Source organism: Pelagicoccus mobilis, from assembly GCF_016595505.1.
GTDB classification, from domain to species: domain Bacteria; phylum Verrucomicrobiota; class Verrucomicrobiia; order Opitutales; family Opitutaceae; genus Pelagicoccus; species Pelagicoccus mobilis.
Genome location: NZ_JAENIL010000044.1, coordinates 1 through 26,472, shown reverse-complemented (window position 1 = coordinate 26,472; position 26,472 = coordinate 1). Strand labels below are relative to the sequence as shown.

Sequence of the window (26,472 nt, the reverse complement as noted above, 5' to 3'; positions counted from 1 at the left end):
ACTAGCTACTAAAGGTAGCGTCCGTTGCTCGCCTCGCCGAAACTTAACGCGAAGGCGGGTCCCCAACGGACACAAAACTGCTACTACAGATTTTAGTGACGATTTCTTAGGACCGTCTCTAAGCCAATCGATCAAGCGGCAAGGCAGGAACAATATCGAGCAACCCCGCCTCGCGTCCTTGCCCTTCGAATACATGGCTAAAGGCAATCATCCCCGCATTGTCTCCCGTATGGCAACGCTTAGCCATTAGGCTCTTCACCCGACGCTTCTTCCCCAACGCCTCAAAGCGAGACCTCAAGACACCGTTATTCGAGACACCTCCAGACAAACCGATGCTCTTATAGCCACCCGCCTTCAACGCTCGCTCCGTTTTCCGTATCAAAGCGTCCACTACAGCTTCTTGGTAAGAAGCGCAAAGATTAGTCAAGTCCGCCTCCGCAGCTTCCACTCCCATTTTCTCGACTTGATAACGCAAGCTAGTCTTCAAACCTGAGAAACTAAAATCGAGATGCGGCTTGTCCACTAGAGCACGCGGAAAGCGATACGCTTTCACGTCTCCTCCAACCGCCAGCTTCTCTAGCTTTGGACCACCCGGATAACCGAGAGCCAAAAGCTTCGCACCTTTATCCAAAGCCTCACCTGCCGCATCGTCGATCGTCTGCCCTAAGATAGAAAGCGTCCGGTCCTCGTCGATTCGAGCCAAAATCGTATTTCCACCCGAAACGATCAAAGACAAATGAGGCAAATACGCCTCAGCTATTCGCGTATCAAAATCTTCAGGACAGTCCTCGTAAACCGATACAAACGGCGAGTGCGCGTGAGCTCGCAGATGATTCACCCCATAGACCGGCACCTTCCAAGCTAAGGACAGCGCATTAGCCACCGCCAAGCCCATCGCCAAACATGCCGCCAAGCCCGGCCCAGTAGTGACCGCAATTTCAGAGATTCCCTCCAGGCCGTGTTCATGACGAGCCGTTTCTAGAAGCGGGGCAAAATTATTCAAATGTTCACGGCTCGCCAAATCCGGAACCACTCCCCCGTATTCAGCATGCAAGGACACCTGGCTGCTAATCCATTCCCCACGGATTCCCACACCGCGCTCAAAAAGAGCGAGGGCCGACTCGTCACAGGAACTTTCGATCGCTAACAGCATAAATTCAAACAGCACTGCTTTAGCCCTCTCCGCGGCGCCCGCAATCAAATTGCGTGACTTCAAGACGATCGCATGTCTTCTTGCTGCCTCAAAATGAAGACCGAGCTCCCAGATCCATCACCCGAAATTCTCGCCGCCCTCGCCGAGAAAGCCGATCAAGACGGGTACATCGAACTGCCAGACTTCATCGAGACTGCCCTCTACCACCCCACCCACGGTTACTACAGGCAGGACAAGCAACGCGTCGGCAAAAACGCGAAATCCGACTTCTACACCTCGATTAGCCTGAAGGAAGCCTTCGCCGAGATCGTAGTCGAAGCCGCAAGCGCTCTCCTAAAGGAAACTGGCCTCTCTCCTGCCGAAACCGATTGGGTCGAGCTCGGCGCCGAGCCAGGCGGCACTCTCTTCCAAGAATCCGATTCCCCCTTCCGCTCCATCCAAACCGTCGGAATCGCTGACGCGTTGAAAATTCCCCCCAAAGCCGTCGTCTTCTCAAACGAGCTCTTCGACGCCCAGACGTTCCGCCAAATCCGCTTCAACGGAAACGAGTGGGTCGAATACGGCGTCACCCTCGAAGACGACCAGCTACACTGGACCCCACGCAGCGCACTCAGCTCGGCAGCCAGCCAATACCTCCCCCAGCTTCCCACCGACTTGCCAAACGGCTACACCATCGACCTGCCCACTGGTTCCTCCAAAATCGCTGCTACTATATTAGAAGCAAGCTGGCAGGGCGTCTTCATCGCCTTCGACTACGGCAAGACCTGGCACAACATTATCCATGACACCCCGCAGGGCTCCGCCCGAGCGTACTACCAGCACCAGCAAATCCCCGACATCCTCCCCGCTCCGGGCCAAATCGACATCACCCACCACATCTGCTGGGACCATCTCGAAGCCGAGCTGGAGAAAAACGCCTTCCAAAAGATCTCCCTGCAAAGCCAGGAATCCTTCATCGTCCACCGCGCTCCCCAATTCCTGCAGAAAGCCTTCGACCCAACGCTTCCTGCCCTCGCTCCTATCCGACAGAAGCTCAAAGAGTTGATGCATCCGGCCTTGATGGGCCAAAAATTCCAAGCCCTCTCCGCCATCCGCAGTGAAATCCCCAGAACCTAGTACCCGAAACCCGATACCAAAAAAATCACCATTTGGTTCTTGCCAAGGTCCCCCTCGAACCATTTCTTCCCCGTTTCTCAACCAATTTCTGACATGGCAAGAATCTGCGCAATTACAGGCAAACGCCCAACTACAGGCTCAATCATCCACCGCAAGGGACAGTCCAAGAAGAGCGGCGGCATCGGTACACACGTAACCAAGACTACCAAGCGTAAGTTCCGTCCAAACGTGCAACGCGTTAAGGTTCGCCTCCCATCAGGTCAGGTCAAGCGCATGTGGGTCAGCGTAAAGGCTATCAAGGCCGGCCTCGTTGAAAAGGCGTAAGCCCCTTACACAAAACAATTTCCAAGCCGCTCATCCCCCCAGGAGAGCGGCTTTTTCGTGCCTAGATCTAGCATTATTCGCCTATCCAACCGCATTCCTCAAGGCACATCCTCTGTGCGTGCTTGTCACGCGATTGTCCGCGTCCCACCACTCAACACAGACTCCACAAGAAAAGCCGGACCTGACCGGTCCGGCTCTTCCTAACTGAGACTTTGGTGTAAAAGTCGTTTGCGGGAGAACTCTCTCCCACAGAAATATTTTAGATCTGGAAATCCGCCTGCCCAGAGAGCTCGTGCAAGCCGCACTCGCGCTTGAGTCCGCCAAAACGAGTCTGCTCTTCAGTCATTCCGGGCATCAACTTCGAGGTGCTGTGCCAATCGCCCAGCGAAACATAGCCTTCATCCCAAAGCGGATGATACGGCAAGTCGTTGGCTGTCAGGTACTGGTGCATTTTTCGGTTATCCCAATCAAGAATCGGATAGACCTTTGTCATCTGATTCTGCACCTGCACCACCGGGCGTTCGCTGCGGCTCGAGCCTTGACTGCGGCGCAAGCCGGCCAGCCAAGCCTTCGCCCCTAGATCACGCACCGCGCGATCCATCGGCTCTACCTTGTTGATCAAAGCGTAACGCTTATGCCCCTCTTCGCCATTCTCCCACATCTTGCCATAGAGAGCTTCCTGCTCCGCGGCCGACATCTTTGGGAGAAACTTCTTCAAATTTAGATTGAGACGCTCGCTCAGCTCGTGGGCAAACTTGTAGGTCTCAGGAAACAGATAGCCCGTATCGATGAAAACCACGGGGATGTCCGGCAAAACCGAGGTCACCAAGTGCAACATCACCGCCGAATGCGTACCAAAGCTGGTCGTCATGATCAGCTCGCTGCCAAAGGTTTCCACCGCCCAGCGGACGCGCTCCTCCGCTGAAGCCTGCTCCAGGTCGATGTCATTCTGTTCCATTGTCTCAATTGCGGCGCTCATGATCTTATCTTTAGTAAATTGGTTATTTTATAAATGTTTCGACAGATCAAGCACGTTTTCGCGATTCAGCCGACTGCGCTCCGCAGCTCTTAAACAGTACCGGTCTCGAGGTCCACACTTGTTATCCGGGCGACGGAGAGAAAATCCCCCCAGGTAGATCCCTCAGCAATTTTGCCCAATTGAGCGCTTTCCGCATCAAGTCATAGCGGGTGCAGCCGATAGACCACGCAGCCTTGAAGACCACACAGGGCCTTGATCCCCAATCCCATAAACCTCCAGAGGACCGTTATACTCCCATGCTCAAGAAACTCTCCCTCCAGGCTCGGTTATTTACCCTAGTCGGCAGCCTCACCACCCTCTTCCTCATCCTCGGTATCGTCGGAATTATCGGAGCCAACAACGCTAGCTCCGCAGCAGAAGAACTGGCAGCCCTCGCCAAGGAAAATCCCTCTGTCGCTGAAAAGATCGACTCCCTCGAATCAAGCGCCAGCGGCACCTATAGGGCGACAATCGGCATTCTGGCAACCGGCTTCATCGCAGCAGGCCTGTTCTCCCTCCTGCTGAACTCCTCCATCACCAAGCCGCTCAACGAAGTCGAAACCACCCTGCTCGCCATGTCCGAACAAACCGGCGGCGCAGCGGCACAGGTATCTTCCTCCAGCCAAGGCCTCGCCGACGGCTCCAGCCGACAAGCCGCCTCCATCCAGCAAACCTCCGCCGCCCTTTCAGAACTTTCGAACACCACCTCCCGCAACGCGGACAACGCTCTCAAAGCCCGCAACATGGCAAACGAAACACGTTCGGCCGCGGAGCACGGATCACAAAGCATGGCCGAAATGTTCGAAGCCATGAACGCGATCAAGGCCTCCAGCGACAACATCGCCAACATCATCAAGGCCATCGACGAAATCGCGTTCCAAACCAACATCCTCGCCCTCAACGCCGCGGTCGAAGCCGCACGAGCGGGTGAAGCCGGCGCCGGATTCGCCGTGGTCGCCGACGAAGTTCGCAATCTCGCCCAACGATGCGCCTCTGCCGCCAAGGACACCGCCACTCAAATCGAAGACTCCATTCAGCGTTCGGAGCGCGGCGTAGAAATTTCCAACCGCGTCGGCGAAAGCTTCGAGAACATTCTCGGCAAAGCCCGCAACGTGAACGAACTGGTCGAAGAAATCTCCAACGCCAGCCAAGAGCAGACCAACAGCATTTCCCAAATCAATAGCGCCGTTTCGGAACTCGATCGCGACATCCAGGCAAACTCAGCCACCGCCGAGGAAACAGCCAGCACCTCCGAAGAGCTCTCCTCTCAAGCCGAAATGCTTCAGCAAACGGTTCTCGATCTTCAGAAAATTCTTAGCGGCTCAGAAGGAACCGCCCAACTCGCCACTTCTTTCACTCCCAAAGCAACAGGAACCCAAAACAGCGACTGGGATAGCTTCGACCTCGCCGACAACCGCGTAAAAGAGGACGCCCTCTTCAATTAGTTTCCCCTAAGAAACCGTTTAGATGATTTATGCGGCCGGGCTCATAAGAGCTCGGCCGTTTCGCGTATCAAGGAAGCTCGATCCGCCACACATCGCCATCTGGATCAACGTCTCCGCCCATCATCGTCTCAACCACTCGATCGACAATCTCGACCCCTCGCTGCGCCATCAACGGAAAGCGATCCTCCCCTTCCAAATCTGGCGTACGATCAGGAAAACCACGACGCGTCCGGTGGATCCAGTATGTATCCGAAAAGTCACTAACCCCAAACGCTTCCGCTACTCCATCTTCGCCCAGCATAAAACCGATCAAACCAGCCCAAGTCGCCGTCGGATTATCAGAATCCCAACCTGCTAAGCTCCCGATTTGAATCGTCCGCTTCAAGTCGCCCTCCCCATAGAACAGGCTCACCAAGCTCGCCCCGAAGTTGATCCCAGCATCAAAAGGACGACGATACTCGTATCCATCTTTTCCATTCAACTGATACGCTTCATAAAGCGCGTCTCGGGTCGCCTCCCAATCATCGCTCTTGGGACTCTCATCATACCGCCCCTTCACAAACTCGTACATTCCCCGCACAAAGGAACCTTCCGGCAGGCGCTCCTTCGCTTGCTCCGCCATCCACAGAATCCTCTGCGTCATATCTCCTCTTGATTCAGAGACCGCAGCCAAGGAGTGCATCACCACATAAAACTCAGACGCCCACTTAGCGTTGTCGCGAGCCGTGGTAAGAATCGGAAGCTTCGCCATCTTCAACGCGACATCCGGACGCCCCGGAGCAAACAGGCCAAAGATCTCCGTCGTCAGCTGAGCATCGATCATTTCGTAGTCCGGATTATTTTCCGCCAAACTAGTATCCGGTGGAAGGATACCTTTTCGCATCAACTCGTAAGCATTCTCGTTCGAAACCCAAAGATAGTTTTCACCCTCTTTTCCGAAGTTGTCCGACCAGATATGCTTTAACCATCCATCCCGAATCTGCTCCCCTGTCAAAACGCACGAATCGCTTTCCGTCAGCAAATGCTGATACAAATACTCAATATCGGTGTCATCATCAGCCCCCCAGACTTCACCCTCCCGAACGAAGAAGTAATCGATAGTAGGAGAAGGCCCCATGTTTCCCCACATGTTCGGCTGATCCGCCTGTCCCCACATCTCATCCGTGTAAAACGGAACCTCCACTCTATCCATCTCCGTCGTCAGTCCTGTCCAGTTCGCAATACACTGAGCCAACCAGAACCCATGCAACCCGTCGGCATATTCAGAACGAGACAGCTCGATGGGCTCGCTTTTCACAGTCACAGGCGCCGCAAGCAATGCTCCGAAAACCGCGGCTAAAGTAAACGATGGGGCTTTCATAAGAGGCAATTTCGCGCAACTTCATGACATTTTCCAGTCACTCCTCACTCTCACGTAACAGTCCAGTTCCCAAGCCCTTGGCCCCCTTCCTCCCATCAAACCAATGGAAGTGCCAGCAACGACCCCAGCCATTCAAACAATGGGATTGCCTCGTACATTCACCCAGCCATTTAAAGAAGCACACTTCCTAAAGCCAGCCACGTTCACTGTGGCTTCTCCTTCAGCGAGCTCAACTGTTTCCCCTTTTATAACCCATCATTCCTACTTCCGACTTTCTTTCTCCCATGTCTCTTAAAATCTACGTCGACTTCGCCCTCACCCCAGAATTGCTCGAACGCCTCAAGGCAGGCACTCAAGGCCACGAGCTCATTCTACCTAAAAAGCCCGCCTCTGTTCTTTCTCTCGGCGAAATCGAACCTAGCTTCTACGAAGCAGACATCGCCTTCGGTCAACCAATCACCGAAGCGATCGAGAAGGCAGAATCCTTAAAGTGGATACAAGTGAGCTCCTCCGGAGTCACCCGCTACGACACACCAGAGTTTCGGAGCTTCGCCTCCTCCAAAGGCATCAAGCTCTCCAATAGCGCCAGCGTTTTCAACGACGCCTGCGCAGACCACACGCTCTCCTTCATGCTCGCCCAGTCCCGCAAGCTTCCCCAAGGCCTAGCCAGCACCACCGCTAACGGCACCGACGAGTGGAACCAGCTAAGATCCGGTAGCGTATCACTCCGTGGCCAATCCGCGATCATCCTCGGATACGGAGCCATTGGCAAACGACTTGCGGAACTCCTAGCCCCCTTCGAGATGAAGCTTAGCGCCTACCGCCGCACCCCGCGCGGCGACGAGGGCATGCCTGTCATCGACGCCGAAAGCCTTCCCGCCGCCCTCGCGGAAACCGATCACATCATCAACATCCTTCCCGACAGCCAGGCCACCCAGCAATTCTTCGACGCCACTCGCTTTGCCCAATGCAAGCCGGGCTCAGTCTTCTACAACATCGGCCGCGGCACCACAGTCGACCAGTCCGCCTTGGCCCAAGCCCTAAGCGATGGCCCTATCCGCGAAGCATGGCTCGACGTAACCGACCCTGAACCGCTTCCCGCAGACCACCAGCTCCGGCAGCTTCCAAACTGCTTCATAACTCCTCATACCGCAGGCGGTCACGCCAACGAAGCCGAGTCCTGCATCGACCACTTCTTGCGCAACCTCCAGCTCTTCACCGACGGTAAAGAACCAAACGACCGAGTGATCTAAGAATCACTTCGCAAAAAGGTTTCGACCAACCACCGCAGTTTCTCCAACTCGATAGGCTTCGGCAAATAGCCGTCGAAACCGGCGGCATGTATACGAGATTCATCGCTCTTGGTCGCGAACGCCGTTTGGGCAACGACCTTTAAATGAGGCAGTCGCTCCCGAATCCACTCCAGCACCGAGTAGCCATCCAGGCCAGGCATCCGGATATCTAGAAGCACCAGGTCAAACGCGTCGTCGTTCTTCAAAATCTCTACCGCACGGATGCCGTCACTCGCCCAAACCACCTCACAAGCGAATCCCTGCAAAGCCATTTCCAAGTACTTGTAATTCGCGTCTTCATCCTCAACCACCAACACCCTCGCAGGTTCAAACGCATCAGCCCCTCCTCTTTTGCTCGATTGAGGAATCGCGACTCCCTCCCCGGTGAGAGCGACCCCTTCGCCACACGGAAGCGTCAAAGTGAAAATAGATCCGTTACCGTATTCAGAAACAACCGACAACCTTCCCTCCATCAACTCCGCGAGGGACTTAGAGATAGCCAGGCCCAATCCCAAACCACGTCGTGCCGCGATGTCGTCCTCATCCAATTTCACGAACTGCTCGAATACCGTGTCCAGTTCATCCTCACGAATCCCGTGACCAGAGTCCGAAACGCTCAGAAAGAACTCATTTCCCTTTAGGCCAACCAGCAAGCGAGCTCCTCCTTTCTCCGTAAACTTCAAAGCATTGCTCAACAAGTTCTCCAGAATCTGCTCCAAGCGCTCTCCGTCATAGTCAAATGACAACTCAAAATCCTCCAAGGTGTTATCGACCACCAAGGACAGTCCCTTTTCGTCATATAATTCCCGATACTTCGCAAATAGCTTATCGAGAAGCGGGTTGAGCTCGAAACGCCGAGAGAAGAGCTCCATCTCCCCCGCCGCCAGCAAAGAGTAATCCAAGATCCCCTCGATCAGCTTTAGCAACGACTGAGAATTCTCTTCGATGATTTGAATAAACTCCTGCCGCGATTCCGTATCCAGAGAGTCATCATCCAAGAACGAAGCAAGACCCGTGATTGCGTTAAGCGGCGTTCTCACCTCATGAGATAGATTCGCCAAAAACTGGGACTTCAAACGATTCGCGCTCTCCGCCTCATCCTTAGCATGCACCAGCTCTTTCGTCCGATCGCTGATCATATCTTCCAGGTGATTCTTATGAAGCATCAACTGGCTTTGCTGGGCCTCCAACTCCGACTTCTGAGCCTCTAGCTCCTCCTTCTGGTTCTCTAGCAAACCAGTCTTCTCCGCCAACCGGCCCTTCTGCTCATTAATCACCTTCGTGCGTGTCTCCACCGCTTGTTCCAAACGAGCATTCTCACGCTTCAATCGCCGTTCCCGAAAAACGATGAAGAGATAAGTGAACCATATGAGAAAAATCAGACTACCTGCGTAAAACCATGGCCTCAACCAAAACGGGGGCGTAATAACGATTCGAATACTAGCGCCCTCCTCATTCCACAAGCCATCGTTGTTCGACGCCTTCACCCGAAACACATACTCCCCCGGGTCCACATTCGTGTAGTTCGCCCACCTCAAATCCGCGTCACCGTAAGTCCACCCCACGTCGAAACCCTCTAGCGTATAGGCAAACGCATTGTTCCCCGCATAGGTCATATTGACGGCTGAAAACTCGAACTTCAGGAAATTCTGCCGCCAATCGAGAATCAGCTCATCCAACGAGCTCGGGTGCGACTCAATCAGCGAGTCGTCCTCGCCAAACACCAAATCCTCACCAAAAAGCTGGATTCGATCTATGGATACATGCGGCAAATAGGAGTTTTCCTGAATTTCGATAGGCAGCAAAGAACTCACCCCCTTCGTGCCTCCAAAATACAGTCGCCCATCTCGCGTCCGGCACGACGAATTAGTGAAGTACAAATTCCCCTGCAACCCCTCGTTCGCGTCATAGCGGACCATCCGTTCAGATGACACTTCGTAGTGGAAAAGCCCATCGTTCGTCCCCATCCACAAATCGCCGTTTCGGTCTGTCTCCAACGAACGGATAAACAAGCTAGACAAGCCCTCCTCATGGCCGATCCGACGAAGCTCTTCGCCCGCCCGATCTAAAACGACCACCCCGCGCTCTACCGTTCCCACATAGTAGACCGCCTTGATTTCATCCCAAACCACCACAGTGGGCGTATCCATCCGGATGAACTCTTCCAGCGACTGGCTCTCTTCCTCGAAGCGGTAGAGAGCCCTCTCTGTCGTAATTATGATATCGCCATTCGTCTGCTCTTTGACGATCGGCGAATACGACACGATCCCCTCTCGCAAGGCCTCATCAAACTCCTTCAGCAAAACGCCTTTGTCATCGTACAAAAAGACTCCGCCTTTCGCGGCAGCGACCCACAAGCGATCCTTCTGATCCACCTCGATATCCCAAACTGAAATCCGGTCCAGCGCCGCTAGGTTCTCCGAAACCTGCTCGTCCACACGAAAATGCCCGTCCTCCTCGACCAGGGCATCAACGCCCCCATTCCACGTCCCGACCCAAATGCGACCATCGCTCCCCTGATCAATCTGCCGAATCAAGTTCGAGCCCAGCAACGCTCCAGGCTCGGCAAGCGTCGGGAGCCAAGTCATCCGCTCGCTCTCCGGATCCAGCCATCCCAAGCCACCTCCACCCGTTCCTATCCACACTCGCGAGTCAGCATCTTCGAATACACCGCCAACCACCGAAGCACGCAACGTGAAGGCATTGTCTCCGCCTCCGCTACGGATCGTAGAGAAACGTTCCATCTTCGGATTGTAGTAGTCTACCCCTGTCCGAGAAGCACCGATCCAAATGATCCCCTCCTTATCCTGGTGAAAAGAGATCAATCCGTCCGAACTCAAACCATAGCCAGTCCCATCCTGCACTCGCTGGTACGTGAACTGCCCGCTCGCCTTATCAAAGAAGTTGAGCCCGCCTTGATCCACAGCGATCAGCAAACGCCCCTCCGGGTATTCAAGCACATCAGACACGTTCGAGCCACTCGTCCCCGCCCCACTCGAATCCATTCCGTAGCGCTCCACCTCCAGGCTCTCTGGAAGAAACTCAAACAATCCATCATCCCTCGCCGCCAACCAAAGTCGCCCCGACAAATCACGGTAGAACTTCTTGGTCGAGCCATTGGCCCCCGGCAAAAGCTCATGCGGCTGCGCAGCCAGCGTCTCGCCATCAAGCTCCCAAATAACGACTCCCGAGCCAGCGATCCAGAGGCGCCCTCGCAAATCCTCCACCATACTCGTGAAGCCGCTTTCTTCCCGTCCCTCGAAATTGAGCCTGCGGCTTTCAAAACGATCCGACGCTTCGTCATACCACGCGACACTATCCGGCGACAATGCCCACAGCCGCCCCGTCCCATCTTCGTAAACATCCACCACCGACGGGCTCTCCCCAACCGTGTAGCGAACGAAACGATCCATTCGGCGATCGAAACGAGACAATCCATCGCGCGTCGCCACCCAAAGCCGATTTCGTGAGTCCTCGAACACCCGCGTAACAAAATCACTACTCAATGAGGTCTCGTCACCTTCCTCATGAATATAGCGCACAATCTCCGTGCCATCGTAACGCATCAAGCCCAAGCCAAGATTGCCTATCCACAGGTACCCCAAGTGATCCCGCCACAGGCTTCTCACCGCGCTCATCTCCTGCTCACTCTCCAGATGGTGAACCTTCAGCGGCTGAGCCGACACGTGAACCGCCAACACAAAGGCAAGACTCACGAGGGAAAGAAGTTTCATCACAGAATGATAAACGGGTGATAACATAAAACCTGTAGCACTCTGTTCGCTATCTACCGAGATACAAGTCTCTGGGAGTTAAAAAGCCAATACAAGCTCGACTCGCACTCGCCCAACAGCCCCAGCCACCACAAATTCACTCCGTATCCGCCAACGAGTTCAACACCGCCTCGAACGGGGTCTTTTCGAGCCTGCCAAAGAACTCGCTTCGATTCGCCCGGGAGCGGCTAGTCTTCGGCGAAGCAATACCGCACAAGAAACGAGCTCCCTCGCGTGCCGTACTAACACCGCCCGGCTTCGAGGCTTCGAATCGCTCGACAACAACACGCTCCTCATCGCTTAAACAAGCAGCAGCTCGCCCAACAGGAACGACTGTCTCGGTCTCGCAATAGCCACAGTGCCCGCAATCCTCGCTCAGCTCTTCCCCAAAGTACGATAGCAAGAAACGCGTCTTGCATCCTTCGACATTCAGCAACTCAACCACGTTTCGCGTTCGCTCGAGATTACCGGCCTCGTTACGCTCGACCTTCTCCACGAGATTCCGAACGACCTCGATTTCAGGCTGCCGATCAAGCATGCGCATCCCTTGCCTCAAACCGGTTACCCCGACCTCCAACATCCCCTTTTCCTCGAGATGATTGAAGGCCTTCACGATCCTGTTTCGATCTGCTCCTAATGCTTTCGCGGCCGTATCCAGATTCAAGTAGCTCCACGTCTTCTTTTCATTCGCTTGAGCAAGCAGTCTTTTCAAAAACTCACCGGGTTCTCCCTTGAAAGCAGCAAGCACTTCCGACTTCGGCTCCAGATACTTAAACTTGTACTCGCTATAAAACGGAGCAGTGAACTCGATCACCCCCTCCAGTTCCAGATAAGTCAGCAAAGTGCTCAAAACCAAAGGCCGTATGTCAGTGAGCTGAGACAATTGGTAGAGCGAGATGTCGAACTCATCTTCTTGCTCCAACATGAACGATGCGAAAACACGAATCGACTCCTCCGTTGGCGTGTCCCCGAAGATAAAATTCTCGAGCACCACCAAGTCTTCTCCGGAACCGAGAACCTCGCAATGCGACGGCTTCCCATCCCGCCCCGCTCGTCCAATCTCCTGCGAATAGTTCTCCAAGGTTTTGGGAAGGTTGAAATGAAAAACCCGGCGTATATCCGATTTATCAATACCCATCCCAAAAGCGATCGTCGCCACCACGATCCCTTCAGTCGAAGCCATGAACCAATCCTGGATTTCGGCTCGTTGCTCGCTCTTCATCCCCGCGTGGTAAGCTCTCGCCGAAAATCCGTCCGCAACAAGCTGAGCCGCCACTTCTTCAGCCGTCTTCTGCAAAGTCACGTAAACAACCGTCGGCCCCACAGGAATCGCGTTGAGGCGATCCTGCAACGCTCCCATTCGTTCCGCTTCCGGCGTAGGAGAAAATTCCAGGTGAAGATTGGGGCGATGAAAACCAGTGTTCACGTAAGCTTCGCGCTGAATCTCAAACTCACGCACGATATCCTCCACCACACTTGGCGTTGCCGTCGCCGTAAGCGCCAACACTCGCTCGACCTTCAGAGCTCTGGCAGCGATGGCGAGCTTTAGGTATTCCGGACGAAAGTTGTGCCCCCACTCTGAAATACAGTGGGCCTCGTCGATCACCATCAGCGAAATGACATGCCCCTCGATCGCTGCGAAAAATCGCTCGTTAGAAATCCGCTCCGGAGCCACATACAAAAGCTTCAGGCTTCCAGCCCTCACATCGCTGTAAACCTGACGCGCCTCCGCCGCTGAAAGCGTCGAATCGAGACGCGCCACCTTCACGCCTTTTCCCAACAGAAAATCCACCTGGTCCTTCATCAGGGCGATCAACGGGGAAATCACGATCGTCAGCCCATCGAGCATCAAAGCTGGCAACTGATAGCACAGGCTCTTTCCACTCCCCGTCGGAAACACAGCCAACGCCGAATTCCCGGCTAAGACTTGCTTGATAATCCGCTCCTGCCCCGGACGGAAGGAATCGAAGCCAAACACAGCCTCCAACGTTTCCTGGTAGTTTGATCCTGACACAACTCCAAACTACCTCCTCCCCATCTAAGCTAGCAAGCTTCCGATGTATCTGCTCTCCAAAGATCCACACCTTGGATACAACAAGCTAAACGGTTCAGCCTCCACCGCATGTCCTCGCCCCTCTTCATCACCCATTCTCCGTACATGCCCCAAGAAAATCCGCTCAATCGTAGACAGTTTCTCAAAACATCAACCGCTCTCACAGCTGGCCTGATCGGCTCACAGCTTCCACTCAAAGCCGAAACCTCAGACGTTCTCGGCTACGTCCTCCCACGTCGCCGCCTCGGCAAAACCGGACTGGACGTCACTCTATTCTGTATTGGCGGAGCCCATATCGGCAGTCGCAGCGAAGAGTCAGCCCAAGCCCGAATCGAAGCAGCTATCGAAGGCGGATGCCGCTTCTTCGAAAGCGCCCAAGGCTACCAGAAAGGCCGCAGCGAAGAACGATTCGGCAAATACCTCACCCCCAAGTACCGAGAGCACATCACGCTGATGACCAAAACCACCAGCACCGATGGAGCGACCACACGCCGCCATCTGGACGAGTCACTCAAGCGCCTAAAAACCGACTACCTCGACATCTACCTGATGCGTTGGATCAAAAGCAAAGAGGACGCGGAAAACCGGATCAACAACGGCGTCTACGACGCTCTGCTCGAAGCCAAAGCCGCCGGAAAAATCAAGCACATCGGATTCAGCGGCCACACCACTCCTGAAGCTAATATTCACCTGATCGAAAGGGGCCTCCCTGAAATGGAAGTTGTCCTCATGCCAGTCAACGCCGTCGACCTAGCCTACCACAGCTTCATCACCCACGCCCTTCCCCAAGCCATCGAAAAAAACCTCGGAGTCATCGCCATGAAGACCATGGCCGGCGGCAGCTTCTTCGGAGGCGAAGCCCCCTGGGGCCCCATCAAAGGGCAATACCGAGAGCCGATCATACCCCAGAAAATCTCCGTCCGCGAAGCCCATCACTACGTCTACTCCTTGCCCGTCGCCTCGCTCACCAGCGGAACCGACACCGTGGAGCACGTACGAGAAAACGTCAGAAACGCACGCAGCTACGCCCAACTCTCCGAAAGAGAACGCCAGACAATTCACAAACGCGTAGCGGACTACGCAGCCACTGGCTCTCTCGAGCACTACAAACACTATTGAAGCAGCAAGGTTCGCAAAGAGCGCAGCAACTCCTCAAAAACCGCATCCGGATCGAGGATACGTTTCGCCACCCAGTGAGCGCCCGAGTCCACCTCTTCGAACCGTGACTCGCCAATAGCTCTACCAACCGTCCCTACACTCACCGTACCTCGAATCCCTTCGTAGAGCTCCGGCCTCACCATGGACACCGTCGTGTTCACATCGTGCATGACAGAGTTTAGAGCAAACTTCGCTTGATCAATCGCTTCCGGAGCTCGAAGCAAACCGATCAACTGAATCGCCTTCTCCCTCACGCCACACAGTCTTTCCAAGATCTTTGCTTCTCTCGCTGGGGTAAACATCAGCTGATGGGTGCAGTCCATTGGAAACAATACAACAGGTATCCCTGAATCCAATACAGTCGCAGCATCCTCCGCCGCCTGCTGAAAGTTAAACTCGGCCCACTCCGTGATATTCCCTCGCCGTAGGATGGATTCCTGACTCGTCCTCTCCAGATCATCATTAACCCGGTATCCATCTAGCGGACGAACACAGCCACCCATAATGCGAATCTCCTTCAACCTTTTCATGACTTCAGGAGCTCGCCGAATCGCCTGAGCAACGTTCGTCTGGGGGCCCGTAGCAATCAGGCAAACCGAACCGGCTGCCTCTCGCTCAATCGCCTCAATCAAAAAGTCCACTGCGTCCCTAGAATCCACCGACGCTTCAGAAAGTGGCAGCACCACCTCACCAAGCCCAGTCCGGCCATGCGCGTCATCTCCCTCAGGCGGTGCCTCGCAGCCACTCGGAGCAGCAGCGCCTCGGAAGCGAGCTACTCGATCGTCTACTCCCAGAAACTTCAGGATAGCCCCCGCATTCTCCAGATTCTGCTCAAGAGACGCATTCCCGAACACAACCGTAGCTCCAAGAATCTCGTATTCACTCGGCCGCGACAAAAGCACGCTCGCCAACTGCAAAACGTCCCCTCCCCAGTCACTGTCGATGATCACCCTTTCCATCCCCACCTTCCTTGCCCGTCCCCTTCTTCAAAGCAAGCACCATCCGAACTCTCCCCAAGCAATCCTCGTCTGGAAAAATTAGTCTTCCGATTCTGACCAATACTCGCAACCTAGCCGCAACCGTATGAGAAAAAAATTAGTTGGGATAGCCATGGGACTAGCGGGGATAGTCAGTGTACTATTGCTTTGGTCGACCACTGATGACGAGCAACTTAATTTCCCGCTAGAATACGAAGCAAAGTACCCGCCACCCCAAGATGCTAAAGAAAGTCAAAAGCTCCTTAAAGAGCTATCAAACATAGAGTTCATTCTTCCCCCAGACCCGATTCAATCGAGCGCTTTCTTCAGAGATTTCCTCGAAGAAGAAACCAAAGGTTCAGGAATCTATCGCCTAAAAGAGGGAGTTACCGTTCACGACATCATTGCAGAAAGTCGCGAGCATTCTACGGATCCCGATCACACTTTGGGATTCAGCCAATCCTACTATGAAAAGCTCACAAGCGAGAAAAAGTCCGAGTATGTTCTCACACACAGAGCTGAAGTAGAAGCCAGATGGAGTTCCCAACCAGAACTCGACGAACTACTCAAAGAGCTAGATAACTTCGAACTGATCGGGGGTAATTCCGAGTATTCGCTAGACACATCAACCGTGTTTACTGGATACACTCGGACGATTGCAAAAGAGCTCTCTAAACGAGCCTACTTGCTATTAGTTCAAGGGCACCCCGACCAAGCACTTCTGGAGCTTCATCGTATGATGTCCATCGCCAACAAAACACTCCCTGATTCCCGCACCTTGATAGAGTGCCTAACGGTTGTGGCTGTTACAGCGATTTGCCTAGAACCAGCAAACTACATCGTAGACAATTACGATATATCCAAACGCTTAATACAGCCAACAACCGCAAACATACATCCGACTCTATACCCTATAGAGATTCTCGAACGAAATTTCGACCAAGAGATTGTCTACCTCTACGAAGGATTCCTACTACAAGCAGATCTTCACAACAGTCTGTACCCACTTTTCCTTCCCAAAGCGTCAGCGAACCTCGTTTACGACTATTGGCAAGATGTCCTCCAAGCACTAAGAGATGGGCGGATAGAACACCTTACAACACTTGAACAAAACTTCACGCAAAGCATCGGCCGCTTCCGCATAAGAAATCCAATGGGCCACACTCTAGCTGCATCAATGGCCCCCTCGATCGCCCAGTTCTACGAGATCTATGAAAAAAGCGATTTAGCTCGCCGGGACTACATCCGGAAGCTCGAAGCAGTCTTGCAAAAATAGCGACACAGTCGGAATCAGCACGATCCAACCGACCCCTTAAATCCGCGCTTTCTAAACAAGAAGCTACAGATTGTACGGGGCAGTCCTCACGCCGGAGTTTCGAATATTGATATATTCCTTCAGCATCGCATCGACTCGCCCCTTGTATTCAGGATTCCGTACAAGATCCTTTTTTGAGTCTTCATACGGGTTGTCTCTCAAATTAAACAAGTTCTGCGGCTTGAAGAAACTCAGCTTCGGATCGCTTTTGATGATCAGCTTCCAATCACCCTTACGAAATATCAGCTCGTTTCTCGACCCGGCCTGCATCACTAGAAAGTCCCGCTGCTCAAATCCGTCCTCCCCCAAGAGAAGAGGAAGCAGGTTATTCGAGTCTCTCGCCTGATCTTCAGGGACATGCGTGCCCACAAGCGAAGCGAAGGTAGCCAGCATGTCTTGGTTGACTGCCAACTCATCGGTCAATCCCGGTTTTATCTGATCCGGCCAAACCGCGAAAAACGGCACTCGATGCCCGCCCTCGAGAGCGAGATTCTTTGATCCCGCCCAAAGACCGCTCGAGTCGTGGCCCGCCTTCTCCGTATCCGCATCGACCACCAAACCTCCATTGTCCGAGGTGAAGACGATCAACGTATCTTCATAAACACCTTTAACCTTCAAAGCCTCCACGATCCGTTTCACCTGGAGATCCAGCTCAACCACCATATCGAGGTGCAACGACGGCGTTGCTCCTCTAATCTTCTGGCCGTCAAACGCAGCCGGCGGCACATGCGGGATGTGCACCATCGGAGAGCAGTAGTAGAGAAAGAACGGCTCCTCTTCAGACTGGCGTTCAATAAAGTCCACAGCCTTGCTGGAGATCAGGTCTCCAATCTTTCGAGTGTCCCAGGCGCTATCCCCCATTCCCGGTCCCTTGTCCGAAACATCCTTCGGATTGATCGCGTTCTCTTCCCACAAGTACACAAGCTCGGAGTCTTCAGAAAGCGGATACCATTTCTCGTTTTCATAGGCGATGTAGATTGGGCCTTGGATGCCGCAAGGGAGGGTAAAGTCATAATCAAACCCGCAGTCTTTCGGCCCGTTCGCCACATACTTGGACGCATCGACCGTCGTATCCGGATCCCGCCGATCGTCACCGCGAAAGAGCTTACCCGTCTTCTTGTCCAAGAAGTCGCCTCCCAGATGCCATTTGCCAATGAAGCCCGTACGATACCCGGCATCCTTCACCACAGAACCAAGCGTCGCCTCTCCTTTCACAAACGCAGACTCGCGAAAAGTTCCCCAAACACCCCACGGGGCGTAAGATCGATAGTTGTTGTTCCCGCTCATCACGCAATAGCGAGTCGGCGAACACAAAGCCGTCGCCGAATGCCCATCGGTAAACCAAAGCCCCTCTCGAGCCAAAGCATCCAAGGTCGGCGTTTCAAAAACCGGCTCCTTGCCCGTCTCCTTCCGGACATAGTGACTCAAGTCCCCAAGCCCCAAATCGTCCGCCATGATCAAAACGATGTTCGGGCGACTCTTCGCCTGCAGGGCCAAACAACCGTAAAGGGACAGGAAAAATACAAAAAACGTCTTCAGCATCTCGCCCGTCATCCTAGCCCATCCGAGCTCCAGGTCTACCGAAAGGACCGGGAACATTTTAGCCAAAGATGGACAATAGCGTCCCCCAATGGCATCGCACGAGGCTTTGGGCTCAATCGCAGCGGCGATCAGGCAAAAACGACGGAGGCTCAGTCTTCTCGTTTCCTGTTCCGGTCCGCTCGTTCCTTGAGCTTCATCTCGCGCCATTCCTCGCGTTCGAGCTGGGTCGCGCCGATGTGCTTGCGGCCGAGAGCCTTGCTGATCTCGACCTGACGCTGGCGCTCTGCCGCCCGCACGCGCTGCTCTTCCGTCAACGTATCGTAACAATGGGGACAGCTCGTCCCCTCAACAAACTTATCGGACTTCAAGTCTTCTTCCGTCAACGCATGGCGGCAAGCCCGGCACATCTCGTAGTCCCCCTTCTTCAGGGAGTGGTCGACCGCCACGCGATTATCGAAAACAAAGCAGTCCCCCTCCCACATGCTGTCCTCGGGATCCACCTTTTCGAGGTAGTTGAGAATGCCTCCATCCAAGTGATAGACCTTGTCGAAACCTTCCTTCAACAAGTAGGAAGTCGACTTCTCGCAACGAATCCCGCCCGTGCAGAACATGGCGATCTTCTTGTCCTTCTTGTCCGCCAACTCCTTTTCGACATAGGCAGGAAACTCACGGAAAGTCTTCGTGTTCGGATCAAGCGCCCCTTTGAAGGTACCGATCTCGTACTCGTAATCGTTGCGCGTGTCGACCACCACGACATCAGGATCCGAGATGAGCTCGTTCCAATCCTCCGGGGCGACGTACTCGCCCACCTGGTCATTCGGATTCACCTCCGGCATGCCAAGCCGTACGATCTCCTTCTTAAGCCGCACCTTCATGCGGTAGAAGGGACACTCGTCCGTCCACGACCGCTTCACCACGAGCTCCCCTATCGCCGGGTCACTCTGCAAGTACTCGAGCACAGCCTCCACACCCGCTTCGGGTCCCGCCATGGTGGAATTGATCCCCTCGTGGGCCAAAAGGATGGTCCCCTTGACTCCATTCGCCTCGCAGAGCTCGAGCAAAGGCTGCTTGCGGGCTTCGAAATCCGGCAGGTCTACGAATTTGTAGTAGGCGACGACCAGTGACTTTTCCGTACTCATGAGGGCGAGATACCTCCGAGCACGAAAAAGTCGAGAAATCAGTCCGATTAGCTCAGCTAACAAGCACCGGCTCGCCGGTCACAACGTACTGCTTGAGCGACTCGTCCATCTTGCCCGTCAACTTGCTGAGATAGATCAAAACCCCATTGGGGTCAGCCAATACACAAGTTCGCTCCCCCCAAGGCTGATCCGTCGGCTCCTCGCGAAAAACAACTCCCTCCGACCGCAAGCGCTCAAACTCCGCATCCACGTCCTCCACATAGAGCGTGATCCACAGGCCCTTGCCTTGGGTGCCGTTCTCCAACTCCGATTGCCCCGCTTCGCTCGTCGAAGCCATCAAGCCAATCTGCGCCCCATCCGTCTCGCGAACCAGATGCGCGTAACACGGGGCATCAAAGACCGCCTTGAAGCCCAGTTTCTCCACATAGAAATCTCGAGAAACCGCTAAACTCTCAGTCACCAAACCAAGACAAAACGAGCTCGCCCCAGGTAGCCCAGTGCTAATCTCCCCACCTCCAAAACGCTCCAGCAAGCTCTCCACCTCGTTCACCAGCTTTCTATAGTGCATTTCAAACAGAGCCTCAGTCATACCGGGACGCTGCGACATGAACATCGTGAAGGAAGCCACCGTCTGCCCGTTATCCGCCTTGTACACGCGAATCGGAAAGCTCTCCATCACCTCCGCCGTCGGCCCTGCCAGCATCTCGATGCAACCGCTCGAACGATCCGCATCGATCGCAAACGCCAATTCGCCTTGGCCCGTCTCGACCACCCACCCTTGCGACTCTTTTCGAACCGCCTTGCTAAAGGATGTCGCCCACAACGGCAGGGTCTCAGGGTTGGCCAGGAAACTAAACACCTCATCGAAGGAGGCGGAAACAGTGATAGTAACAGTGCGATTCTTCATACGCACCCACTCTAGCCCCTCGAACTGACAACCCTATGTCAGCAGGATTCCCTTTTCGTAAAAAAGCCTCAACGCGCAAGGCATCGAGGCTTTCGGAAAATCGCAAAGCGAGCGAGGAATCAGTCCTCGTCTTCGGGCTTGTACTTCTGGTGCCCCTTCTTGCGGGCGTCGTTGAGCTTGCTCACGAGCTCGGTCGCCTTTTCGGCATCGCCAGCCTCAAACGCAGCTTGCAGCTCCTTGAGCATCTTAACCGTGTAGCGCATACCCTTCTGGTAGCCTTCCATGAACTTCTTCTTGGCTTCCGCACCCTCTTGCTCCGCCAACAGAATCGGCTCCATCTCGATAGACTTCTCCGCGTGCACGATCATGGTCTCAACCTTCTTGGCCGCGTCAGCGAATTTCGCAGGATCTCGAAGCGCACGACGCACATGACGCCAGCTCTTGTTCATGGCATCCATTTCCTCCTCTAGCGGAGTGTGATCGTCCTCGTCTGCTTGAACGACGAAAGGAGCGGCAAAAACGAAAGCGATAGCAAAAAAGATAGAAGTGTATTTTTTCATATTCAGAACTCGGATACTATTTGAGCCCATAAGGGGACTAGACTGTCGCCAACATTTTCTGCAGAAAGCAGGCCAACGATCAAGATTAACTAGGGGCTCCCCCCTCCGACAGAGCTCAACTGAAAAGGTTCAGCTGGATTTCAGACGCTCCCGCCCCCCGCATGGTGCATCGCAAGCCGCCTTGCCTCCTCTACCAAGAGGTCCCTCATTGTCTGCGGCTCGATCACACGAGCCTTTTCCCGAAATGAGAGCAACCAGCCGGTCATCCAATCGTAATCGCCAGTCGAGAGCGTGAGAATCGCCCCTCCTGCGAGCTCCTCTTCAGCAACCAACCCCAAAGACCATTCACGCTTCGCTCGACAGAGAGCATAGGAGTCGAAAAAGACCTTCACCTCAAGAGAGACCTCTTCCGTCCGCTGCGACTTCAGGTACTGCTGCAAGTCAAAGCCGCTTGGACGCCTCACCTCCACATCCAGAAAATCCAACTTTTGAATACGATCTAAACGAAAATCCCGATAATCCTGCCGCAAACGGCACCACGCGATCACATGCCAGTAATCCAGGTAGTGGATCAAGCCCAACGGCTCCACCTCTCTCGTAGTCACCTCGCCTCGCCCTCCCGTCTTGTACGTTATCCGAAGCGCTCTCTGCTCCGCCAGGCACTTCTGCAGGTCGACGAGACTCGCAATCTTGCCCTCCGGTTTATCCGCGTAGCTGTCCCAGCCAAAAACCACCGACTCCTCCACCCGCTCGAGCCGAGCTCGCTGCCGCTCCGGCAAAGCGGCTTTGACCTTCAATAAAGCAGACTGAATCGAAGCGTCTAAAGAGGGATCACTCGTCCTGCTCAAAGACATAGCCGCCATCCCTAATGCCGCCGCCTCGTCTTCGGAAAACATGATCGGCGGCAGAAGGTAGCCCTTCATCAACGAGTAGCCCACCCCGGCCTCCGCGATCACTGGAATGCCAATCTCGCTCAAGGCCGCCACATCACGATAAACGGTCCGCAAGCTGATCTCGAAGTGCTCCGCAATATCCTCCGCCCGCGTCACCCGCCGGCTTTGCAAGAGCAACATCGTCCCCATCAACCTATCGATCCGATTCATCGCCAAACAGGGAAGCGCGTATTGCCCCAGCTAGCAAAGACTGAAATTCAGTAGATGTTGAAGACCTCAAAAGGCGTTAGAGACCTCCCCTTCACTCAAGATCATCCTGGCGAGATTAACCCGAACCGGATTCCGGGTCGACCTGATCTTAAGTACGCAATCCTCAGAGCCCCTCGTACTTACATCCACTCGTTTCTGGACCTGAAGAAGACTCATCCCGCTCCAATAGTAGACCGGTGGAAAACGTCTCGCTTCAATCGTTTCCATCACTCCTCCACCTACCCAAAGCTCTGCAGACACAGCCCCACCACCATAGGAAACGGCCGCAAGATTCAAATCAACCAACCAATCCCCTCGCTCAGGGATCGAGACCGCGCAGACCTTTTCGGAAATGCCCGGACGAACGAACGAGCACAGTCGATTCGCAACCACCGGAACAAACGCCGCCTTGCGCAGGCAGCTGCGAAACGAATTAATTTCAATATCCTCAATCGAGCTGAGCACCACTTTCACGAAGGCGGTCTGCTCAGTAGTCTCTATTTCAATACAATCTCGAAAGGCGACTTTCCCCGCCAACTCACCCAAACCAACAATCTCTTTCGAAATCCCCCTCTCTCCTGCCGATACCAGCAGACTGATCTCGCCATCGTTCTCAACGCACGCATCGGCCTCGATCTCAAAGAGCCATCTTCCAGGTTCCGGCGAAACATGAAACAGGTACGCGATGTTTTGCCAAACGCCATCGTAGTATGGAACCCAATACCACGGCTGCGTATTCCAATACGTGTACGAGACACACTCACGCGGGAAGTCAGGCGTTTCAATACGAACGCTCTCAGATCCAACCGCAGCTAGATCGATCCGAGCCAAATCAACGCAATTCGCCCCTCCAAAACTCCGAGCATCGATAGAGCAAATGGCCCCCTCCTCCACATAAAGCTGAACACGTTTGCTTCCTTGCATGAGACGAGGCCCCCAACCATAGCGGCGAGGAACAATCGGTACGCCAAAGACAGTCCCGATCCGCCGTTCACCTACCTTGAACTCTGCTTGACCATTTCCTCCTGTTCCCGGCGCCGAAACAAAAGAGTATCCAATTTTCCACTCTCCTGAATACGGAATCGTCACCTCAACCACGGGCTCGAACGATGAAGAGCTGAAATACTCTTTCTCGCTACAAGCAGAAATGCAACGTTTGCGAAGCAGCTTCCCCAGGTTCAATACTCCATTTGACCGAGACCACCCCTTGAGCGACGACACAGGTCGCGTCGCCCCTATGACAGCCTCAACAACCTCACGGACGGAACCTCCCTCCTCTAGCAAATCAGCATACGCAAGGGCAATCGCTCCCGATACAAACGGAGCAGCCATCGACGTACCACTACAATACCTATAGCCTGCCCCCGGCACCAACGAAAGCACATGCCTACCCGGAGCAAACAGATCCACACTACGGCTTCCATAGTTCGAAAAGCGAGCCACCCGATCACTGGAATCGGAAGCCCCTACAGCGAGAATATTCTCATTTAGGAAAGATGCCGGGTATTTCGGCACCGCATCAATACTACGGTAATCGTTGCCTGCCGATACAACAACCACCACTCCTTGTGACTCCGCAAAGTCAATGATCTGCTTCAACGAAGCATCATACCATCCGCCCCCTAGGCTCACGTTAATCACGAGAGCTCCCATTTCCACGGCATAAGCAATCCCCTCGACCAAGGCGTCGAAATAGATAGCCCCTCGGCTATTCATTACCTTCACCCCCATGATATCCGCTCTCCATGAAACACCGGATATGCCTACCCCATTATTCCCAACCGCTCCTATAATTCCGGATACATGAGTGCCATGACCATACGTATCCATAATATCACCATCATCATCTCCAAAATCATAACCGTGGACATCGTCAACAAAACCGTTCCCATCGTCGTCGATTCCATTCCCCGCTATTTCACCAGGGTTTGTCCACAAATTCGCCGCAAGGTCCGGATGCCGATAATCAATTCCTGTATCAACAACAGCAACAATCACCTCCCTCGAATCCGTTTCGAACTTCCAACCTTCGGGAGCGTCAATCGCTTCCAAGCCCCACTCGAACTTGTATTGAGGATCATCCGGCACCACCGAAAGCTCAATCCTGTGGTTCTGAGTGACCGATTCAACTAGCCGATGCTCTCTCAACGTATCGATCAATTGGCTACGCTCCACTTCATTGAGTCCACCACATTCAATTCTCCGATAACCAAAAACGTTTAGACTCTCGCTTCCGCTTTCAGTCTGAAAAACATCAAAACGAGACTCAACCAGATCTCTGATTCTCTCCCCCTCCTCAGAGTCCGCAGAAACTCCAGACTCATATTTCACAAGGATGAGATTCGGGTCGATCCCACGCCCCCAGTTTTCGACGATGTCGATCAGCTCCACAGCCATGGGTGGAACTTTCCCGCAACAAACAGTACAGCTGAACAACAGCACGAGGTAAGCAGCACAACGATTCATGACCAACGCCTTCCCATCTTAGAATCGTAAGAACTGCCCTGTTCACAGTCCTCAACCTCTAAAACGTCATCTCAGGGCCAAAGCCGCCACGTCCTCAAAAAAAAACGCCCCGCTCTTTCGAACGGGGCGTACCAAAATAATTGCTACAGCGATTAATGCTTAGCCGCCAACGGCGATCTTCTTCATCGCGCCCATGTGGCCGCGGAGAACTTCACCGATCTGCTCAACGCCGTGGCTGCGGATCGTTGCGTTCGCCGCAACGAGCTCTTGGTTGTCAACCGCTGTGCAGCTGCTGTCGAGGCCCTTGCCGATCACGTCGGTGCCGACGCCCTTCATGAAGTCGCCGAGGAGAGGTACCGCTACGTTGGAGAACAAGTAGCAACCGTACTCAGCCGTATCGGAGATAACCTTGTTCATTTCGTAAAGCTTCTTACGGCCGATTGTGTTGGCGATAAGCGGAGCTTCGTGGAGTGACTCGTAGTAAGCAGACTCAGCCTTGATACCAGCGTTTGTCATCGCTTCGTACGCGAGCTCAACACCGGCACGAACGAATGCGACCATGAGGATACCCTTGTCGAAGTACTCTTGCTCAGAGATTTCAACATCGCCGGCTGTGGACTTTTCGAAAGCAGTTTCATTGGTCGCTTCGCGCCAGCCGAGGAGGTCCTTGTCGTCGTTGTCCCAGTCAGCCATCATACCGCTAGAAAACGCGCCGGACATGATGTCTTCCTGGTGCTTGTCGAAGAGATCACGCATGATGTCCTTGAGCTGCTCGGAGAGCTCGAAAGCCTTGAGCTTCGCTGGGTTGCTGAGGCGATCCATCATGTTGGTGATGCCGCCGTGCTTGAGCGCTTCGCAAATAGTGTCGAACGAGTGCTGAACGAACTTGGATGCCCATCCTGCGTCGATGCCTTCCTCGATCATCTTGTCGTAAGCGAGGAGAGAACCAGCCTGGAGAAGACCACAGAGAATAGTCTGCTCACCCATGAGGTCGGACTTAACTTCAGCGATGAAGCTAGACTCGAGACAGCCGGCACGGTCGCCGCCAGTTGCGCAAGCATATGCCTTAGCAATGTCCCAGCCCTTGCCTTCTGGATCGTTCTCGGTGTGAACCGCGATGAGAGTCGGAACACCGAAACCACGCTTGTACTCTTCGCGCACCTCAGTACCTGGGCTCTTTGGAGCAACCATGATAACAGTGAGGTCCTTGCGGATTTCCATGCCCTCTTCAACGATGTTGAAGCCGTGGGAGTAAGCGAGAGTCGCGCCTTCCTTCATGAGCGGCTGAACCGCTGCCACTACCGCGCTGTGCTGCTTGTCAGGAGTGAGGTTGAGCACGAGATCCGCAGTTGGGAGAAGCTCTTCGTAGGTACCTACGTTGAAACCGTTCTCAGTCGCGTTCTTCCAAGACTGACGCTTTTCTTCGATCGCAGCCGCACGGAGAGTGTAGCTCACGTCGAGGCCAGAGTCGCGCATGTTAAGACCTTGATTGAGCCCCTGAGCACCACAGCCCACGATGACCACTTTCTTGCCCTTGAGTGCTTCGACTCCGTTAAACTCGGAGGAATTCATGAAACGGCAACGGCCGAGCTGCTCGAGCTTTTGGGCCAAAGTCAGTGTGTTGAAGTAGTTTTTTCTGCTCATGGTGAAAGAGGTCTAAAATTGAGAAAGCGAGCACTATGCGGTCCTCTCCCCTCGGGTAAAGCGCTTTTTCGCCCCGAAAGATCCCCCC

General features: G+C 54.1%; 19 protein-coding genes. 6 read left to right on the top strand and 13 right to left on the bottom strand.

Annotated elements, in window-relative coordinates; all coding sequences use genetic code 11:
• Positions 1–118: 118 nt before the first annotated feature.
• Positions 119–1,153: a tRNA (adenosine(37)-N6)-threonylcarbamoyltransferase complex transferase subunit TsaD gene (gene tsaD / locus JIN87_RS20475; RefSeq protein WP_200357485.1), complete on the bottom strand. Its 1,035-nt coding sequence runs from the start codon at positions 1,151–1,153 to the stop codon at positions 119–121.
• Between the two features lie 93 nt (positions 1,154–1,246).
• On the opposite strand from tsaD, the gene JIN87_RS20470 reads away from it, so the two are divergent.
• Both JIN87_RS20470 and rpmB read left to right on the top strand, forming a co-directional pair.
• Positions 1,247–2,269 carry an SAM-dependent methyltransferase gene (locus tag JIN87_RS20470; RefSeq protein WP_200357484.1) on the top strand — a complete coding sequence of 341 codons (1,023 nt, stop codon included), beginning with the start codon at positions 1,247–1,249 and terminating at the stop codon, positions 2,267–2,269.
• A gap of 93 nt (positions 2,270–2,362) precedes the next feature.
• Positions 2,363–2,593 carry a 50S ribosomal protein L28 gene (rpmB, locus tag JIN87_RS20465; protein WP_200357483.1) on the top strand — a complete coding sequence of 77 codons (231 nt, stop codon included), beginning with the start codon at positions 2,363–2,365 and terminating at the stop codon, positions 2,591–2,593.
• Positions 2,594–2,852: 259 nt separating this feature from the next.
• Here the strand turns inward: rpmB and JIN87_RS20460 are convergent, their stop codons facing one another.
• Complete coding sequence (locus JIN87_RS20460; protein WP_200357482.1) at positions 2,853–3,572, bottom strand: phosphoadenylyl-sulfate reductase; 720 nt, start codon at positions 3,570–3,572, stop codon at positions 2,853–2,855.
• 296 nt (positions 3,573–3,868) lie between these two features.
• On the opposite strand from JIN87_RS20460, the gene JIN87_RS20455 reads away from it, so the two are divergent.
• Positions 3,869–5,056: a methyl-accepting chemotaxis protein gene (locus JIN87_RS20455; protein WP_200357481.1), complete on the top strand. Its 1,188-nt coding sequence runs from the start codon at positions 3,869–3,871 to the stop codon at positions 5,054–5,056.
• Between the two features lie 67 nt (positions 5,057–5,123).
• On the opposite strand, the gene JIN87_RS20450 is transcribed toward JIN87_RS20455, so the two are convergent.
• Positions 5,124–6,416, bottom strand: a complete 1,293-nt coding sequence (locus JIN87_RS20450; protein ID WP_200357480.1) for an ADP-ribosylglycohydrolase family protein — start codon at positions 6,414–6,416, stop codon at positions 5,124–5,126.
• A gap of 284 nt (positions 6,417–6,700) precedes the next feature.
• Between JIN87_RS20450 and JIN87_RS20445 the strand changes: the two genes are divergently transcribed.
• Positions 6,701–7,669: a D-2-hydroxyacid dehydrogenase gene (locus JIN87_RS20445; RefSeq protein ID WP_200357479.1), complete on the top strand. Its 969-nt coding sequence runs from the start codon at positions 6,701–6,703 to the stop codon at positions 7,667–7,669.
• Here JIN87_RS20445 and JIN87_RS20440 read toward each other — a convergent pair.
• Together JIN87_RS20440 and JIN87_RS20435 are read right to left on the bottom strand one after the other, a co-directional pair.
• Positions 7,666–11,442 carry a hybrid sensor histidine kinase/response regulator gene (locus JIN87_RS20440; RefSeq protein WP_200357478.1) on the bottom strand — a complete coding sequence of 1,259 codons (3,777 nt, stop codon included), beginning with the start codon at positions 11,440–11,442 and terminating at the stop codon, positions 7,666–7,668. The genes JIN87_RS20445 and JIN87_RS20440 overlap by 4 nt on opposite strands.
• A gap of 136 nt (positions 11,443–11,578) precedes the next feature.
• Positions 11,579–13,495, bottom strand: a complete 1,917-nt coding sequence (locus JIN87_RS20435; protein ID WP_200357477.1) for a RecQ family ATP-dependent DNA helicase — start codon at positions 13,493–13,495, stop codon at positions 11,579–11,581.
• Between the two features lie 108 nt (positions 13,496–13,603).
• On the opposite strand from JIN87_RS20435, the gene JIN87_RS20430 reads away from it, so the two are divergent.
• Positions 13,604–14,653, top strand: a complete 1,050-nt coding sequence (locus JIN87_RS20430; RefSeq protein ID WP_200357476.1) for an aldo/keto reductase — start codon at positions 13,604–13,606, stop codon at positions 14,651–14,653.
• Here the strand turns inward: JIN87_RS20430 and JIN87_RS20425 are convergent.
• Positions 14,647–15,651, bottom strand: a complete 1,005-nt coding sequence (locus tag JIN87_RS20425) for a nucleoside hydrolase (RefSeq protein ID WP_200357475.1) — start codon at positions 15,649–15,651, stop codon at positions 14,647–14,649. The two genes, JIN87_RS20430 and JIN87_RS20425, sit on opposite strands and share 7 nt — an antisense overlap.
• Before the next feature lie 124 nt (positions 15,652–15,775).
• Between JIN87_RS20425 and JIN87_RS20420 the strand changes: the two genes are divergently transcribed.
• Positions 15,776–16,945 (top strand): hypothetical protein, encoded by a 1,170-nt coding sequence (locus JIN87_RS20420; RefSeq protein WP_200357474.1) that lies wholly within the window; start codon positions 15,776–15,778, stop codon positions 16,943–16,945.
• A 63-nt stretch (positions 16,946–17,008) separates the two neighbouring features.
• On the opposite strand, the gene JIN87_RS20415 is transcribed toward JIN87_RS20420, so the two are convergent.
• The 7 genes from JIN87_RS20415 to ilvC all read right to left on the bottom strand — a co-directional run bounded on the left by JIN87_RS20415 (position 17,009) and on the right by ilvC (position 26,384).
• Positions 17,009–18,583, bottom strand: a complete 1,575-nt coding sequence (locus JIN87_RS20415) for a sulfatase family protein (RefSeq protein ID WP_234033525.1) — start codon at positions 18,581–18,583, stop codon at positions 17,009–17,011.
• Between the two features lie 92 nt (positions 18,584–18,675).
• The gene (gene trhO / locus JIN87_RS20410; protein WP_200357473.1) at positions 18,676–19,665 is read right to left on the bottom strand and encodes an oxygen-dependent tRNA uridine(34) hydroxylase TrhO; all 990 of its coding nucleotides are present in this window, start codon (positions 19,663–19,665) and stop codon (positions 18,676–18,678) included.
• A 52-nt stretch (positions 19,666–19,717) separates the two neighbouring features.
• Entirely contained in the window at positions 19,718–20,572 is an 855-nt protein-coding gene (locus tag JIN87_RS20405) for a VOC family protein (protein WP_200357472.1), read from the bottom strand.
• A 119-nt stretch (positions 20,573–20,691) separates the two neighbouring features.
• The gene (locus tag JIN87_RS20400; RefSeq protein ID WP_200357471.1) at positions 20,692–21,132 is read right to left on the bottom strand and encodes a cytochrome b562; all 441 of its coding nucleotides are present in this window, start codon (positions 21,130–21,132) and stop codon (positions 20,692–20,694) included.
• Positions 21,133–21,272: 140 nt separating this feature from the next.
• The gene (locus JIN87_RS20395) at positions 21,273–22,235 is read right to left on the bottom strand and encodes a helix-turn-helix transcriptional regulator (RefSeq protein WP_200357470.1); all 963 of its coding nucleotides are present in this window, start codon (positions 22,233–22,235) and stop codon (positions 21,273–21,275) included.
• A gap of 66 nt (positions 22,236–22,301) precedes the next feature.
• Positions 22,302–24,671: a S8 family peptidase gene (locus JIN87_RS20390; RefSeq protein WP_200357469.1), complete on the bottom strand. Its 2,370-nt coding sequence runs from the start codon at positions 24,669–24,671 to the stop codon at positions 22,302–22,304.
• A gap of 228 nt (positions 24,672–24,899) precedes the next feature.
• On the bottom strand, positions 24,900–26,384 hold the full coding sequence (gene ilvC / locus JIN87_RS20385; RefSeq protein ID WP_200357468.1) for a ketol-acid reductoisomerase: 1,485 nt from the start codon (positions 26,382–26,384) through the stop codon (positions 24,900–24,902).
• Between the last annotated feature and the right edge of the window lie 88 nt (positions 26,385–26,472).

Coding starts and splice junctions, on each gene's coding strand:
- JIN87_RS20395 (WP_200357470.1), bottom strand. CDS start 22,235: ATGAATCGGATCGATAGGTTGATGGGGACGATGTTGCTCTTGCAAAGC.
- JIN87_RS20440 (WP_200357478.1), bottom strand. CDS start 11,442: ATGAAACTTCTTTCCCTCGTGAGTCTTGCCTTTGTGTTGGCGGTTCAC.
- JIN87_RS20460 (WP_200357482.1), bottom strand. CDS start 3,572: ATGAGCGCCGCAATTGAGACAATGGAACAGAATGACATCGACCTGGAG.
- JIN87_RS20400 (WP_200357471.1), bottom strand. CDS start 21,132: ATGAAAAAATACACTTCTATCTTTTTTGCTATCGCTTTCGTTTTTGCC.
- JIN87_RS20430 (WP_200357476.1), top strand. CDS start 13,604: ATGTCCTCGCCCCTCTTCATCACCCATTCTCCGTACATGCCCCAAGAA.
- JIN87_RS20405 (WP_200357472.1), bottom strand. CDS start 20,572: ATGAAGAATCGCACTGTTACTATCACTGTTTCCGCCTCCTTCGATGAG.
- JIN87_RS20470 (WP_200357484.1), top strand. CDS start 1,247: ATGAAGACCGAGCTCCCAGATCCATCACCCGAAATTCTCGCCGCCCTC.
- JIN87_RS20415 (WP_234033525.1), bottom strand. CDS start 18,583: ATGTTCCCGGTCCTTTCGGTAGACCTGGAGCTCGGATGGGCTAGGATG.
- JIN87_RS20390 (WP_200357469.1), bottom strand. CDS start 24,671: ATGGCTGTGGAGCTGATCGACATCGTCGAAAACTGGGGGCGTGGGATC.
- JIN87_RS20425 (WP_200357475.1), bottom strand. CDS start 15,651: ATGGAAAGGGTGATCATCGACAGTGACTGGGGAGGGGACGTTTTGCAG.
- tsaD (WP_200357485.1), bottom strand. CDS start 1,153: ATGCTGTTAGCGATCGAAAGTTCCTGTGACGAGTCGGCCCTCGCTCTT.
- JIN87_RS20455 (WP_200357481.1), top strand. CDS start 3,869: ATGCTCAAGAAACTCTCCCTCCAGGCTCGGTTATTTACCCTAGTCGGC.
- JIN87_RS20450 (WP_200357480.1), bottom strand. CDS start 6,416: ATGAAAGCCCCATCGTTTACTTTAGCCGCGGTTTTCGGAGCATTGCTT.
- trhO (WP_200357473.1), bottom strand. CDS start 19,665: ATGAGTACGGAAAAGTCACTGGTCGTCGCCTACTACAAATTCGTAGAC.
- ilvC (WP_200357468.1), bottom strand. CDS start 26,384: ATGAGCAGAAAAAACTACTTCAACACACTGACTTTGGCCCAAAAGCTC.
- JIN87_RS20445 (WP_200357479.1), top strand. CDS start 6,701: ATGTCTCTTAAAATCTACGTCGACTTCGCCCTCACCCCAGAATTGCTC.
- rpmB (WP_200357483.1), top strand. CDS start 2,363: ATGGCAAGAATCTGCGCAATTACAGGCAAACGCCCAACTACAGGCTCA.
- JIN87_RS20420 (WP_200357474.1), top strand. CDS start 15,776: ATGAGAAAAAAATTAGTTGGGATAGCCATGGGACTAGCGGGGATAGTC.